The sequence below is a fragment of the Bacillus sp. FSL H7-0578 genome (assembly GCF_038630855.1).
Taxonomy (GTDB): domain Bacteria; phylum Bacillota; class Bacilli; order Bacillales; family Bacillaceae; genus Bacillus; species Bacillus safensis.
The window spans coordinates 2,842,299-2,855,864 of sequence record NZ_CP152045.1; the positions used below are offsets into that span (position 1 = coordinate 2,842,299).

General features: G+C 41.8%; 16 protein-coding genes. 5 read left to right on the top strand and 11 right to left on the bottom strand.

Annotation, left to right across the window (positions count from 1 at the left end; all coding sequences use genetic code 11):
• Window positions 1–40 precede the first annotated feature (40 nt).
• Complete coding sequence (locus MHB41_RS14695; protein WP_034282595.1) at window positions 41–637, top strand: biotin transporter BioY; 597 nt, start codon at window positions 41–43, stop codon at window positions 635–637.
• A 39-nt stretch (window positions 638–676) separates the two neighbouring features.
• Here the strand turns inward: MHB41_RS14695 and MHB41_RS14700 are convergent, their stop codons facing one another.
• The 3 genes from MHB41_RS14700 to MHB41_RS14710 form a co-directional block, all read right to left on the bottom strand.
• Window positions 677–1,453, bottom strand: a complete 777-nt coding sequence (locus MHB41_RS14700) for a sporulation protein (RefSeq protein ID WP_034282596.1) — start codon at window positions 1,451–1,453, stop codon at window positions 677–679.
• Window positions 1,454–1,611: 158 nt separating this feature from the next.
• Window positions 1,612–2,940, bottom strand: a complete 1,329-nt coding sequence (locus MHB41_RS14705) for a Na+/H+ antiporter family protein (protein WP_034282597.1) — start codon at window positions 2,938–2,940, stop codon at window positions 1,612–1,614.
• Between the two features lie 140 nt (window positions 2,941–3,080).
• Complete coding sequence (locus tag MHB41_RS14710; RefSeq protein ID WP_034282598.1) at window positions 3,081–4,571, bottom strand: leucyl aminopeptidase; 1,491 nt, start codon at window positions 4,569–4,571, stop codon at window positions 3,081–3,083.
• Window positions 4,572–4,895: 324 nt separating this feature from the next.
• Between MHB41_RS14710 and MHB41_RS14715 the strand changes: the two genes are divergently transcribed.
• Window positions 4,896–5,372 (top strand): divergent PAP2 family protein, encoded by a 477-nt coding sequence (locus MHB41_RS14715; protein ID WP_024423347.1) that lies wholly within the window; start codon window positions 4,896–4,898, stop codon window positions 5,370–5,372.
• Window positions 5,373–5,412: 40 nt separating this feature from the next.
• On the opposite strand, the gene MHB41_RS14720 is transcribed toward MHB41_RS14715, so the two are convergent.
• The 4 genes from MHB41_RS14720 to MHB41_RS14735 form a co-directional block, all read right to left on the bottom strand.
• Entirely contained in the window at window positions 5,413–6,057 is a 645-nt protein-coding gene (locus MHB41_RS14720) for a 3D domain-containing protein (protein WP_061110026.1), read from the bottom strand.
• 99 nt (window positions 6,058–6,156) lie between these two features.
• Window positions 6,157–6,477, bottom strand: coding sequence for a YuiB family protein (locus tag MHB41_RS14725; protein ID WP_024423349.1), 321 nt, complete (start codon window positions 6,475–6,477; stop codon window positions 6,157–6,159).
• 81 nt (window positions 6,478–6,558) lie between these two features.
• Window positions 6,559–6,684, bottom strand: coding sequence for a YuiA family protein (locus MHB41_RS14730; RefSeq protein WP_157840088.1), 126 nt, complete (start codon window positions 6,682–6,684; stop codon window positions 6,559–6,561).
• A gap of 135 nt (window positions 6,685–6,819) precedes the next feature.
• The gene (locus tag MHB41_RS14735; protein WP_170825856.1) at window positions 6,820–8,037 is read right to left on the bottom strand and encodes an NAD(P)/FAD-dependent oxidoreductase; all 1,218 of its coding nucleotides are present in this window, start codon (window positions 8,035–8,037) and stop codon (window positions 6,820–6,822) included.
• A 391-nt stretch (window positions 8,038–8,428) separates the two neighbouring features.
• Between MHB41_RS14735 and yumC the strand changes: the two genes are divergently transcribed.
• Window positions 8,429–9,427, top strand: a complete 999-nt coding sequence (gene yumC, locus MHB41_RS14740) for a ferredoxin--NADP reductase 2 (protein WP_034282604.1) — start codon at window positions 8,429–8,431, stop codon at window positions 9,425–9,427.
• A 46-nt stretch (window positions 9,428–9,473) separates the two neighbouring features.
• Here the strand turns inward: yumC and MHB41_RS14745 are convergent, their stop codons facing one another.
• Window positions 9,474–9,680: a hypothetical protein gene (locus MHB41_RS14745; protein ID WP_024425965.1), complete on the bottom strand. Its 207-nt coding sequence runs from the start codon at window positions 9,678–9,680 to the stop codon at window positions 9,474–9,476.
• 192 nt (window positions 9,681–9,872) lie between these two features.
• Here MHB41_RS14745 and MHB41_RS14750 point away from each other — a divergent pair, with 192 nt between their 5' ends.
• Complete coding sequence (locus MHB41_RS14750; protein ID WP_061110027.1) at window positions 9,873–10,289, top strand: hypothetical protein; 417 nt, start codon at window positions 9,873–9,875, stop codon at window positions 10,287–10,289.
• A gap of 121 nt (window positions 10,290–10,410) precedes the next feature.
• Here the strand turns inward: MHB41_RS14750 and MHB41_RS14755 are convergent, their stop codons facing one another.
• From MHB41_RS14755 to MHB41_RS14765, 3 genes are all read right to left on the bottom strand, one after another.
• A complete protein-coding gene (locus MHB41_RS14755) occupies window positions 10,411–10,773 on the bottom strand; it encodes an iron-sulfur cluster assembly accessory protein (protein ID WP_024423354.1) in 363 nt (120 codons plus the stop codon).
• 73 nt (window positions 10,774–10,846) lie between these two features.
• The gene (gene dapF, locus MHB41_RS14760) at window positions 10,847–11,701 is read right to left on the bottom strand and encodes a diaminopimelate epimerase (protein ID WP_061110028.1); all 855 of its coding nucleotides are present in this window, start codon (window positions 11,699–11,701) and stop codon (window positions 10,847–10,849) included.
• A 270-nt stretch (window positions 11,702–11,971) separates the two neighbouring features.
• Window positions 11,972–12,208, bottom strand: a complete 237-nt coding sequence (locus MHB41_RS14765) for a YuzB family protein (RefSeq protein ID WP_061110029.1) — start codon at window positions 12,206–12,208, stop codon at window positions 11,972–11,974.
• Between the two features lie 255 nt (window positions 12,209–12,463).
• Here MHB41_RS14765 and MHB41_RS14770 point away from each other — a divergent pair, with 255 nt between their 5' ends.
• A complete protein-coding gene (locus tag MHB41_RS14770) occupies window positions 12,464–13,531 on the top strand; it encodes an NAD(P)/FAD-dependent oxidoreductase (protein WP_034282611.1) in 1,068 nt (355 codons plus the stop codon).
• The last annotated feature ends 35 nt before the right edge of the window (window positions 13,532–13,566 follow it).

Genomic DNA, 13,566 nt, shown 5'->3' on the forward strand with positions numbered 1-13,566 from the left:
CCCTTAATCTATTTGTACAGATAAGACAGGGGGAAACATCATGCAAAAGAAGACAAGAACTGCTGACTTTGTGCTAGTGGGAATGTTTGCTGCACTCATGGCTATCGGAGCCAATATCACATCCATTGTGCCGTTTTTACAGGTCGGCGGAATTCCACTTACGATGCAGCCGTTTTTTTGTGTGCTTGCTGGTCTCTTACTCGGCAGACGGCTTGGCGCATTAGCTATGATTGTCTATGCCTTGGTCGGAATTGCTGGTGCACCTGTATTCGCCCAGTTCTCTGCGGGCTTTGGGGTCATTTTAGGCAAAAGCGGCGGCTTTGTATTATCGTACATCCCTGCTGCCTGGCTTGCTGGATTCATTCTAGAGAAAAGAAAAAACCCTGGCTTTGGCCGCTTTTTGCTTGCAGCCATTGCTGGTACGACCGTGATGTATGTGATCGGAACCACCTATACATACCTCGCATTAAATGTATGGCTCAATGCACCGATTTCCTATCAAACCACGTGGTTCTTTATGATCTGGTTTATGGTAAAAGACTACGCATTGACGATATTACTTGCGATGCTGGCACCTAAAATTTATCGCTCTGTTTCCAAAGCCACATCCTTTCGAAAACAAGAAGCTGTATCATAGAAAAAAGAGCCTGTCTTCATTTAGGCTCTTTTTTCATCATTACTCAGCGTATTGGTCTATGATTTCTTCCAGCATTCCTTCAAGCACTTCTACATCTTCAAGATCAGATGGACTGAAGCGGTAGCGTACAAGCTGTTCTCCATCATTATACATCTCCTCAAGCCAGCCTCTCAGGCCTCTTGCTCTACGGTCGACTTCGAAAACAATGTCTAATCCGCCTTCATCTATCAGAAAAATCAGCTCTAACTCATCAAGCATATAGCGATAGTAGTCTGATGTCGGAATGAACTCGAATTCTTGGACGAATGGCAGGCGCCGCTGGAAGTAAGGTGCTTGCTCACAGTCTGCTTCGTTCAGGTGGAAACCTAGATTGCTAGTGGCTTCCAGCACATTTTTCACCCAAGGATGTGCTTCAACGAAAATACGGTCATAGTCAGATTTATCGATTCCGCCTTGGATATCAAGGTCTGTCATTACTGCAATTTCTACTTTTCCGATCGTCATCGGGGTATCAATAGGAAGAATAAATGAAAACGGAAATTCATGCTTTTCTCCAGGCTGGATGGTAAAAGAATCCGTCACCCGTAAAGTAAAGATATTCACATATTTTCTATGCTCTTCATCATCTTTCACAATCACATACTGTGTTTGAATCTTGACATTGATATAACGGATGTCCTGAGCAATTTTCCCGCCCTTTACATGGACAGTTCCAGTTACTTCTTGTCCTGGATAATAAGCGTTTTTCTCTAAAATGGTATCTACCTTTGCCGCACCAATTCCTGCACTTGCCGCTAGCTTTTTAAAAAATGACATGTCCCATCTTCCCCTTTTCATTTTTATCAGCATATATACGTAAGATAGAGGAAGAAAGATTCATTTAATTCATACTTTTGTCCTAATTATTTTTCATCTGCGAACAACAAAAAAGCTTATAGAAAAAACATCATCGTTTTCTCTACAAGCTTTTCATCTTACAGAATAATCGCCGCCAGCCAGCCGAACAGAACAAGCGGAATATTATAATAGATAAAAGTTGGGACACAAGTTCCCCAAATGTGGTGATGCTGTCCATCCATATTCAATCCAGATGTTGGTCCAAGCGTACTGTCACTTGCAGGTGAACCTGCATCTCCAACAGCCGCAGCAGAGCCAATAATGGCAATGGTAGCCATTGGACTAAAACCTAAGTGTAAGCAAAGTGGAACAAAGATGGTTGTAATAATCGGAATCGTTGCAAATGATGATCCGATTCCCATTGTCACAAGCAGACCAACGAGCAGCATTAAAATCGCCGCAAGACTCTGGCTGTTTCCGATAAATTGGGAAGATGCTTTGACAAGGGATTCAATGTCTCCTGTTTTTGTTAACACGTTGGCAAATCCAGCCGCAACAAGCATGACAAAACCGATAAATGCCATCATATTCATTCCAGATGTAATCAGTTCATCTGCTTCATCACGTTTCATCATTCCTGTCACAAACAAGACAAGCAGTCCTGAGAGTGCACCGAAGATCATTCCTTCCACACCAAGGCTTTGCGATAGATAAAGCTGGACAATCAACGAAACAAGAATAGCAAGACCGGCAAAGAATAAGCTTTTTTTCGTATAAGCCGATTTTTCTACATCTGTAATTTCACGATCCTCATATACCTTCGGCTTTCGATACACAAAAATGGAAACGATCAAACCAAGAACCATCCCCGCAACAGGAATCAGCATGGCATATGGAATATCTGCTAAGTTTACAGTCAGCCCCGCTTCCTTCATATTGTCACGAAGCATTCCGTGGAAAATCTGTCCGAAACCAACTGGAAGTAATATATATGGTGCAGTGAGTCCGAAGGTCATGACACACGCTAGCAGTCTGCGGTCAATCTGAAGCTCGTTAAACACCTTTAATAACGGCGGAATTAAGACTGGGATAAAGGCAATATGAACAGGGACGACGTTCTGTGAAAAACAGGACACGATCAAAATGACAAGAACGATGAGCACTTTTGATAGTGTTTTCCGTCTTGAATCGCCTTCTTTTCCTAGAAGTTTCACTGCTCCTTCAACCATAGCATCTGGTAGACCTGTTTTCGTCAGCGCCGCAGCAAATGCCCCTAATAACGCATAACTAATCGCCACTGTTGCATTTCCTCCGAGTCCGTCCGTAAAGGCGTCCACTGTTCCTCCCAAGCCTAATCCACCTGCAAGTCCGCCAGCTAAAGCGCCTATAGCCAGCGCAATCACGACATTGACCCGCAGCAAGCTTAATATCAACATTAAAACAACCGCTAAAACAACTGCATTCATGGTGAAACCCCCGAAATCCTTTAGTTTACTAATGTAGTAGATAATTAAAGTACCAACGTATGTTACCATAGAAAAAAAACTTCGTCAAATGGCGTATGTCCTACATAAAAAAGCTCTGCCACTTGGCAGAGCCTTCTCCTTTATTTCTTTCCTTCAAATCGTTCCACAAATGTTGCGAGTGATCTTACCATTACACCTGTTGCCCCTGTTGGTCCAAAGCATGAAGGTTTTTCTGTTGTAGCTGTTCCTGCAATATCTAAGTGAACCCAAGGGGTATCCTCTGCGAATTCGCCAATGAAAGCACCTGCCATGATCGCATGACCATCACGGCCTGGCGAGTTATTGAGATCCGCCATTTTGCTGTTTCGTACTCGTTTCTTATCTTTTTCCGTGATGGGCAGCTGCCAGATCATTTCACCGCATTCTTCTGATGCTTCTTTAAACTGAGCGTACAGCTCATCGTTATTGGTCATCGCGCCTGTTGTCTCATTTCCAAGCGCCACAATGACACCGCCTGTTAATGTGGCCACATCTACAAGGACAGAGGCACCGTGCTGCTTCGCATATGTCACCCCATCTGCTAAAACAAGACGGCCTTCTGCATCCGTATTGAGCACTTCGATTGTTTTACCGCTTAGTGACACAATCACGTCGTCCGGCTTCATAGCGTCTGCCGAAATCATATTATCGGTTGAGGCAATGACCGCAATGACATTTTGCTCTGGACGAAGTTCGCCGATGATTTCCATTGCACCTAAAACAGACGCTGAGCCGCCCATATCTGTTTTCATGCCAACCATACTCGCTCTTGGCTTTAAAGAATAGCCGCCGGTATCATACGTGATGCCTTTACCGACAAGGCCGATGACGTCTGTCCATTCTTCCTTGCCTTGATATTTCAATACGATGAGTTTTGGCGGTTCTGTTGAGCCTCTATTGACGGCTAAAATACCGCCCATTCCGAGCTCTTCCATTTGTTCTTTATCTAAGATTTCAATCTCAAATTCATATTTATATGCAAGCTCTGCCGCATACGAAGCCAGATCAGAGGATGTGAGCATGTTTGGCGGCATATTCACAAGGGTACGAGCTGAATTGACTGACTGTCCGTACACTTCGCCGACTTTCAAACTTGCCTGAATTTCAGCTTGATCATGCTCTGTCGTTGCATAAACAAACTCGATAAAACGATCCGGTTCATTTGTTTTATGTTTAAAATCCTGTAATTCATATGTAGCTAAAAGGCAGCTTTCAGAAAGGGCATGAGCTGCATCTTGAGCAGGCAGATCCTTTCCAATAAACGTATCCAGCAAGACAGAAACCGCTTGCTTTTTATCTTGATGAAGCTTTTTGAATAAATGGGCAAACACTTCTTTTGCCTCTTCAAACGTGTAATCTGATTCCTTCCCAAGCCCGACAAAATAAATGCGTTTGATGCCTGTTTCAGGGGATGGGAAAAACTTCGAAAGCTGATTTCGTTTGGATGAAATGTCGCCTTCTTTTAATAATTCAGTGATTCTTCCTTCAAGTAATTCATCCATTTCTTTTGCTTTTCCTGATAATTGGCTCTTTTGAAAAAGTCCGATCGCCAGTGTATCTTTATGCTGCAATTCATTTGTCGAGAAAAACATATTTATCACACGCTCCTTAATGAACTCCATTTTTCACATTGGAACTTCTATTATATCAAAATTTGCGTTCCTATACGATCATTGCCAGTCTGTCTTTACTTGATGAACATTTATATTTTCACACGCGGAAGGGCATCATGAAAAAGCGGCGAAAACCTGAGCAGCCTGTCCGTGTTCTCCTCGTTCCACATCTACTTTCTTTAATGTTATAATGAACATGGACTTGGCAGCTTTTTTTACTGCTATCATTTTTTCATCATACTAGGATTTTTAGTTCATCATTTCGCACGATATTTTTTCTTAAAGAGAGGATGTTTCTTGTTCATGAGCGTACTGACGAATTTTCCGCTGCTTGCCAGCCTAGCAGCCATCTTTTTTGCACAATTTGTAAAAGTACCGATTCAATTTATCATTTCTAGACGACTAGATTGGTCGCTCATTACAAGCACAGGCGGAATGCCAAGTTCACACTCCGCAGCAGTAACAGCACTCTCCACAGCAGTGGCTTTAGAGCACGGGCTAGATACATCTATCTTTGCCATTTCCGCCATCTTTGCCATTATTACCATGTTTGATGCGACAGGCGTTCGCAGACAGGCAGGAGAACAGGCGACTGTTCTCAACAAGCTCGTAACAGATTTTAACCGATTTGTTTCCGAAGCAAAGAATTTCCCAAATGCGGAAGAAAAAGAAAAGCAAAAGAAATTAAAAGAGCTTCTTGGTCATAAGCCGATTGAAGTCTTCTTCGGCGGCTTAACAGGGATCTTGCTGACACTCATCTTAGATTATTACTTTATGTAGAAGCGAAAAAGCTTTGGACCTTAAACGGCCCAAAGCTTTTTTATTCTTTATTGGCTTGAAACTGCTGACGGAATACTTGCATCGATTCTGCTTCATTGAGCTGATTTAAGTCTTTTTCCGTTAACGTCCCTTCACCCTTTTTGATGATATACACATCGAGCACTTTTTTACCCCATTCTCTATACACATCATCAACGGTTTCATAGTATAAATCAAGCTTATGACCTTTAATGGCTTTCCCAGTATCTGCAACCACACCATAGCCATAGTTCGGGATAAACAGCACCGTTCCAATCGGAAAAACAGTTGGGTCGGCTGCCACTGTTGAATATAAATCACGTTTCACTTTAACGCCTGAATATGTAATGCCATATGCATGATGTTCCTTCGTTTTGCCTGTTGATTCCACACCTGCTGTATAGCCGGTTGCCACAACCTTCTGTTTCGGGTAATCGTTCCAATTAAACGCCTCTTCGAGAGAAACAGACCGCGCATCTTCACTTTTGAGTGCCATCGTTTCCCTTTTTGGCTGCTGAAAAAAAGAAGATACTTGCCTGCCCGCATCGGTCTCTTTCACCCACGCAGCTAAATCACTTGGTTCGACTCCAGATATGCCCGTAAAGCTTGTCAAAAGTGCAAGCATGAATAGGGCTGTCATGAACAATCGTTTCATCCATGTTTTCATCTCTATTTGTCACTCCTCTACCCATCTATTTGTTTCCAAACAAAATGGAAACTATGCAAAGGAGAAACAAAAAAACCCACTTGCGTGTCCACAAGTGAGTTAAAACATTTGATACCCTCTTTTTCGAAGTGCATTAATGACAAAACCTGATGTGATTGCACCGATCAAGCCGCTTAATAAAATGATGATATCTGCCGCAGCGAGTGAGACGATCCGGTCTCCTATTCCTGAAAAAGCGGTGCCAGGCTCTCTTACATAAGCGATCATCTTTTGATTGTTGATAATGAAAAGGCATACAATTGGATATAAAATAGCCATAATCCATGACATTCTCAGCAGCATATTGAGCAAAAAGCCAATGCCGAAGAATAACACGAAAAATAAAATAACTGAAATGATAACGACTGGTAAACTGATCACTTCATCTCCACCCCCAAATATCCCATCATTAGTTTAACTTGGAAATAGAGATGAAGTCAATCAATGGAAAAAGCAGATCGATTAACGCTTCTTTCCTGTCCCTTTACATTCCTCACACGTTTCAGATCCGCCGAGCAATAGCTGAAAATACCCTTTTCCTGAACAATATTGACAGGTTGATGTTTTTTCCTTTGTTTGTGCATTCATATTGCTCACTCCTTAATCTAAATTTTCTGATAATTTATCATAACATATTTTGCTGCCGATGACCAAGTGAGAAAATATACCACAACTTATAAAAAAACGTGTATCACGAGGATACACGTTTTTGTCTATAATGGTTTAGAAGAACTTGAATTTTCCTTTTTTCAGAACAAGTCCTGGTCCGCCAACCATGAATAAAGAACGGTTGTCGATGATTTTCTTCATTGCAGAAGCTTTTGTTCCTTGAAGTTTTTTACCAAACGCAACACCTACAGCGTCGTGTTCACCAAGAGAAGCAACTGTTCCTTTGATGTCTGGCTTAAAGCTTTCAAGAGAACCGCCTTTTACTAGTGCTGCAAGGTTTTTCGCTACTGTTTCACCTTGCTGCATAGCGATTTGTGCAGTTGGTGGGTATGGACGGTTGATTTCTTCATTGATAATCAATGAACAGTCACCAATGATGAAGACATCATCATTTTCTGGTACACGAAGATCTGGAGACACTTTTACGCGGCCGCGCATGTTTTCAAAACCAGCTTCTTCAACGATTGGGTTACCGCGTACACCTGCAGCCCAAACAACAGTTGCAGCTTTGATTTCTTCTGTATCATCGTCTTTTCCAACAATGATCCCCTCAGGCGTACATTCTTTGATCGCTGTACCAATTTTGAACTCAACACCTTTACCTTGAAGGTAGTTCATCGCATAGTCGATCAATTCTGGATCGAATCCAGGAAGAGCTGTTGGCGCAGCTTCTACACAGATGATACGCACGTCTTTTTGATCAATGTCATACTCTTTGCAAAGCTCAGGCACACGGTTTCCAAGCTCACCAAGGAACTCAATACCTGTGAATCCTGCGCCGCCGACAACGATTGTCAAACGCTCTGGACGTTTTTCAGCATCCGTATTATACGTCGCAAATTGAAGCTCAATGTGCTCACGAAGCTGACGAGCAGAGTTGATGTTAGAGATTGAGAATGCGTATTCTTTCAGTCCTGCAATACCAAATGTTTCAGGAACAGCACCAAGTGCAACAACAAGGTAGTCATAAGAAAGTTCGCCCTCTGATGTCACAACTTTCTTTGCTTCCTTATCAATGCTTTCAACTGTTGCTTGTACAAAGTTGACACGGGAACTGTTAATCACATCTTTGATTTGATAACGACAGCGGTCATGATGAAGAGTACCTGCACTTGCTTCATGAAGCCATGTTGTTTCGTAATGATAATTATGCTTGTTCACAAGAGTAATGTCCGCATCATTTGTGCCAAGCTGTTTTGTTAATCTTGTTACAGTCATTAATCCGCCATAACCTGCACCTAATACAACGATTTTCGGTTTATTCACTGGAATCACATCCACCTTTTTTAAATTTGCTGTAAAACGGATAAAGAATTACATATCGTTATTCTCAACCGCTTTGCGGCATTTTATGAAATTTAAACAAAAAAATAAGTATGTGAAAATCTGAACTTTCACCTACATAAAACGAAAGCATTTGACCGTATCCGACAAAAATTCATAAAAAATTAATATTTAGTTCCCTTAACAATAATAGCGAGTTCTGCTCCAATTTTCAAGGCTTTAAACTGAAAATCCTTATGATAAACGGTCTTTCTCACTTTTTCCTCCTTTTCAAAGCTTCAGCATCAAAAAACGACAAGTTTTTCAAAACAAGTCAAACGACGATATGTGGTATGATATGATATAGTGATAACAATTTTCATTTGGGAGGATTAAAGGAATGCAAGAAGATTCTAAGGTATATGACATTACCGTTATCGGGGGCGGCCCAGTTGGATTATTTACTGCGTTTTACGGAGGCATGAGACAGGCAAGTGTGAAAATCATTGAAAGCCTTCCTCAGCTCGGCGGTCAACTTTCCGCTCTTTACCCTGAAAAATATATTTATGATGTGGCTGGATTCCCAAAAATCCGCGCACAAGAATTAGTTGATAACTTAAAGGAACAAATGGATAAATTTGATCAAACCATTTGCTTAGAGCAGGCAGTTGAAACGGTTGAAAAACAGGCAGATGGGATCTTTAAACTTGTGACAAATCAAGAGATTCATTATTCTAAAACAATCATCATCACAGCTGGTAACGGTGCATTCCAACCGAGAAAGCTTGAACTAGATGCAGCAGAATCATTTGAAGGAAGCAACCTGCATTACTTCATTAATGACTTGAACCAATTTGCCGGCAGACGTGTTGCCGTTCTTGGGGGCGGAGACTCTGCGGTGGACTGGGCACTTATGCTTGAACCAATCGCAAAAGAAGTATCCATTATTCACCGCCGCGATAAATTCCGCGCGCATGAGCACAGTGTAGAAAACCTGCACAACTCGAAAGTCAATGTACTGACACCATTTGTACCAACTGAGCTCATTGGTGAAGACCGCATTGAACAAATCGTGCTCGAAGAAGTCAAAGGCGACAAAAAACAAGTGCTTGATGTGGACGACGTGATCGTCAACTTCGGTTTTGTTTCCTCCCTTGGACCAATCAAACAATGGGGCCTTGAAATCGAAAAGAACTCCATCGTGGTGAAATCTACAATGGAAACAAACATTGAAGGCTTCTATGCGGCAGGAGACATCTGTACGTATGAAGGAAAAGTCAAATTGATTGCAAGCGGATTTGGTGAAGCACCAACTGCTGTCAACAATGCGAAAGCTTACATGGACCCGAAAGCCCGTGTACAGCCTCTCCATTCCACAAGCTTATTTGAAAACAAATAAGAGCGGATCAAAAAAGGAGTTCCCACTCGCGGAACTCCTTTTTCGTTTATTTAAAAATCCCAATATAGGCATTTGCCATCCCAAGTACCATTGCAGCAAGCAGCACCACAACAATCCCTGCCACAACCAAAATCACCCGATCCTTCACACGTTCCTTTTTCGGAAGCGGCTTCTCAATCCCGCAAGACGGACACGTTTTGGACCGATACGGAATCAGTTCATGACAGTTCCTGCAATTGATTTGTTCACTCAAACCTCAGCAACCTCTTTTCTGACTACAGTTTATGTTTGGTTCTCATGATACTCTTTTCGAGTGGAAATAGCCAGTTGTTCGTGCCAGCTGTAACAAAATTGAGCGATTTGCGATGTATGGAAATTTAATGAAGGTATCATCTGTTCTACCGATATAAAGAAAGTAAAATAGATCATGAAGGTTAGGTGAAAGATGTTGAGGCGTTTCATAATTAGTTTTTGCTTGTTACTCATTATTGGCGGCTCAGTTGAACTGTTTGCAAAAGACTTTAACAAACGTGATGCTGAGTTCGCAGCAGGGTTAAATATTGATGTTGATCAACTAGAACCTTTTTTAAAGCATGTCTCCTCTTCGATTTTGGACTCTGGTTTGAATTATCAAGACATCAAACAGATACAGTCTGAAATAAAGAAAATGCAAAAGGACAATGAAACGAAAGAAATCGGTACGTTTGAAGTCATGTATCGCGGAGAACCAGCAAAGATTCGAGTTGAGGTTGAAGTACATGTGGAAGATGTCAATAAAGAAGTCTTGATCTATTTGTATAGTACACATGAGTTGATCTATGTCCTCGACAAAGAACTGTTAAAAATCGAAGAAGAAATATGAGAAAAAGATGCTGAGTGAGTGTCTTTTATCTTTGCTCTCAGTTCGATTAAAAAAGCCTGCTTGATCGTGTTGTTTACAAAACAAACGAACAAGCAGGCTTATCTTTATCCATGATCAGTTGTTAACACTCTTCCGGCGTACCGGTGTTCGTTGCTGTTCTGAAAGAAGAACCGCACCCGCATGACGCGATGGCGTTCGGATTGTCAATCGTGAAACCGCCGCCCATGAGTGATTGTTTGAAATCAATGATGGTTCCGTTCATGATATCAAGGCTTTCGGAATCGACAAGGACATTGATGCCGTGCTGTTCGAACTGCGTGTCTTTCTCTGAGACTTCATGGTCAAAGCCCATGCCGTATGAGAGACCGCTGCAGCCGCCGCCTTTTACGCCCACTCGAAGGAACGCATTTTCTTCTTCATGTTCTTTCATCATATCTTTAATCTGCAGTGCAGCAGCTTCTGTAATGGTTACTGGTGTACTCATGATCATCCCTCCTTTTGACTGGATGTTTCTTTTCAATTATAAACGTGATGATGCCTTTTCTCAAATAAATGGTTTAGAGATAAAATGTGCCGTCACAAATCGTTTCAGCAGGTCCTGTCATGAGCACGTGGTCATTGTCTTTCCAGCGAATGATGAGGTCTCCGCCTGCTAAATGAACGGTCATGTCTGTTTCTTTTTTCGCCTGACCATTCACAATTGTGGATACAGCCGCAGCACAGGCCCCTGTTCCGCAGGCCTGTGTAATCCCTGAACCTCTTTCCCACACACGAAAATGCAGTTCTGTTTCACTGACAACTTCAACAAATTCTACATTGACGCCTTCTGGGAACATGTCGTGTTTTTCGATGATTGGTCCAAGTGTATGAAGCGGTGCTTTTTCAATGTCCTCTAAATAAAAAACGATGTGCGGGTTTCCCATTGAAACGGCTGTTCCATTTAAATTCGCAGTGCCAAAATCAAGTGGCTCATTAATCGTTGTGCTGGCCGGTTCACCAAGCATTGGAATCGCTTCTTTTTCAAAACGTGGTTTTCCCATATCTACTGTGACTAACTGAACGTGACCATCCTGAGCGTGAACGGTCGCTTCAACGAGTCCTGACAATGTCTCAATCTGGAACGTTGTGTCTGTCACAATTTGATGCTCATACACATACTTTGCAACGCAGCGCAGCCCATTACCGCAGTTTTTACCCTCTGATCCATCATTGTTGAAAATGCGCATCTTCACAGGTGCAACATCTGATGGGCAAATAAGAATCATCCCGTCAGAACCGATTCCTGTATAAACAGAAGAAACGCGAATCGCTATCTCTGATAGCTGCTCTTCTGGAAGCTGTTCCTTCATCTGATTGACGTAAATATAATTATTTCCTAATCCGTGCATTTTCGTGAATTGAAATGATGTCATGAGCTTCCTCCAAAAATGTTGTTTCTTTATAGTATAAAAGGAGTCGATTCAGGAGACAATCTTATCATCCCCCGTTTTTCATACATAGAAGCTCTTTGCTGCCATGGCAAAGGGCTTTTATTATGCATATGCCTCTTTTTCTCTCGTGTGATGCTTCATATTGATGATATTTTATTAGCATAACATATTGGATGCGCTTTCTATTAATTCTCCTTAAAAATGGAAGATGAAAATGTGAAAAAAATGCACCTCATGACCCATGTGGTGCATTTAAAACATGTCGTTTTCCTCTATAAAAGCATAAATACGCTCGACTAGCTGCTCTGTATTTTCTCCTGAAACAAATTCTCCATTCACAAGTGCAAATGGGGAGTCCATACATTTGCCGCAATAGCTTAAACAGCCGTATTCCATTACGTCTAGGTTTGGGTCTTTTTCAAGCTTCTCTTTTGCTTCTTGAGACCCTTGTGCAAGATTACTTACACAAAATTCGATCAGTGGAAACACTGTGCTTCACCTCACATTGCCTTACCATCCTACCGAAATTCCTTGTATTAGTCAAAATATGAGCTTCATCTGTATCGTTACGCCTATTCCTCGTAAAATGTTTTACTATTTAGGACTAACTGATGAATATGTAGGTTATTTTGAAACAATTATTGTGGTTTCACAGTAAATTCGATATAATTTTATTTGGTATTTTAACTTAAAGTTTTTTAGTATAAGTGTTTTTCAATGTCTACGGGGAAAAGGAGAATCGTCATGAAAAATTTAGTCTTGATCGGCGGAGGTTACGGGAATATGCGGGTTCTCCACCGCTTATTGCCAAATCAATTACCTGATGATGTCACTATCACATTAATTGATCGAAATCCTTACCACTGTTTAAAAACAGAATATTATGCACTTGCTGCTGGAACGATCTCTGATCATCACATTCGAGTATCTTTTCCAGAGCATCCGAAGCTGGATATTCAATACGGGGAAGTAGAAAAAATTGATATTGAAAACAAACAGATTTTATTCAGCGACCGTGAACCGATTCCGTATGATGACACGGTGATTGGACTCGGCTGTGAGGACAAGTATCATAATGTCCCTGGTGCGAAAGAACATACATACAGCATTCAAACCATTGATCAGTCAAGACATGCGTATAACAAATTAAACAATTTGAGCGCAGGTGCAACGGTTGGCATCGTCGGTGCTGGACTTAGCGGGGTAGAGCTGGCCAGTGAACTAAGAGAAAGCCGTGCTGATTTAAACATTATTCTTTTCGACCGCGGAGAGCTGATTCTATCGAGCTTTCCAAAAAGATTAAGTTTGTATGTGCAAAAGTGGTTTGAAGAAAATGACGTGAAGATCATTAACTGTGCCAATATTACAAAGGTTGAAGAAGGTGTCGTTTACAACCATGATGACGCGATTGAAGCAGATGTCATCGTGTGGACAGCAGGAATACAGCCAAGCAAAGTGGTACGTGAGATGGATGTTGAAAAAGACGCACAAGGCCGCGTCGTATTAACTCCTCATCACAACCTCCCAGGGGATGAGCATGTATATGTTGTAGGTGACTGCGCAAGTCTGCCGCATGCCCCAAGTGCACAGCTTGCTGAGGCGCAGGCAGAACAAATTGTCCAATCGCTGCAAAAACGATGGAAAAATGAGCCGCTTCCTGAGGCTTATCCACAGTTTAAGCTAAAAGGTGTTTTAGGTTCTTTAGGGAAAAAAGCCGGCTTTGGCTTAGTGGCTGATCGTCCACTTGTTGGGCGGGTGCCAAGACTCCTGAAATCTGGACTCCTTTGGATGTACAAACATCACAACGGCTAAAATTATGTGAATTTTTTCTCAAAGCTCCTTCATGA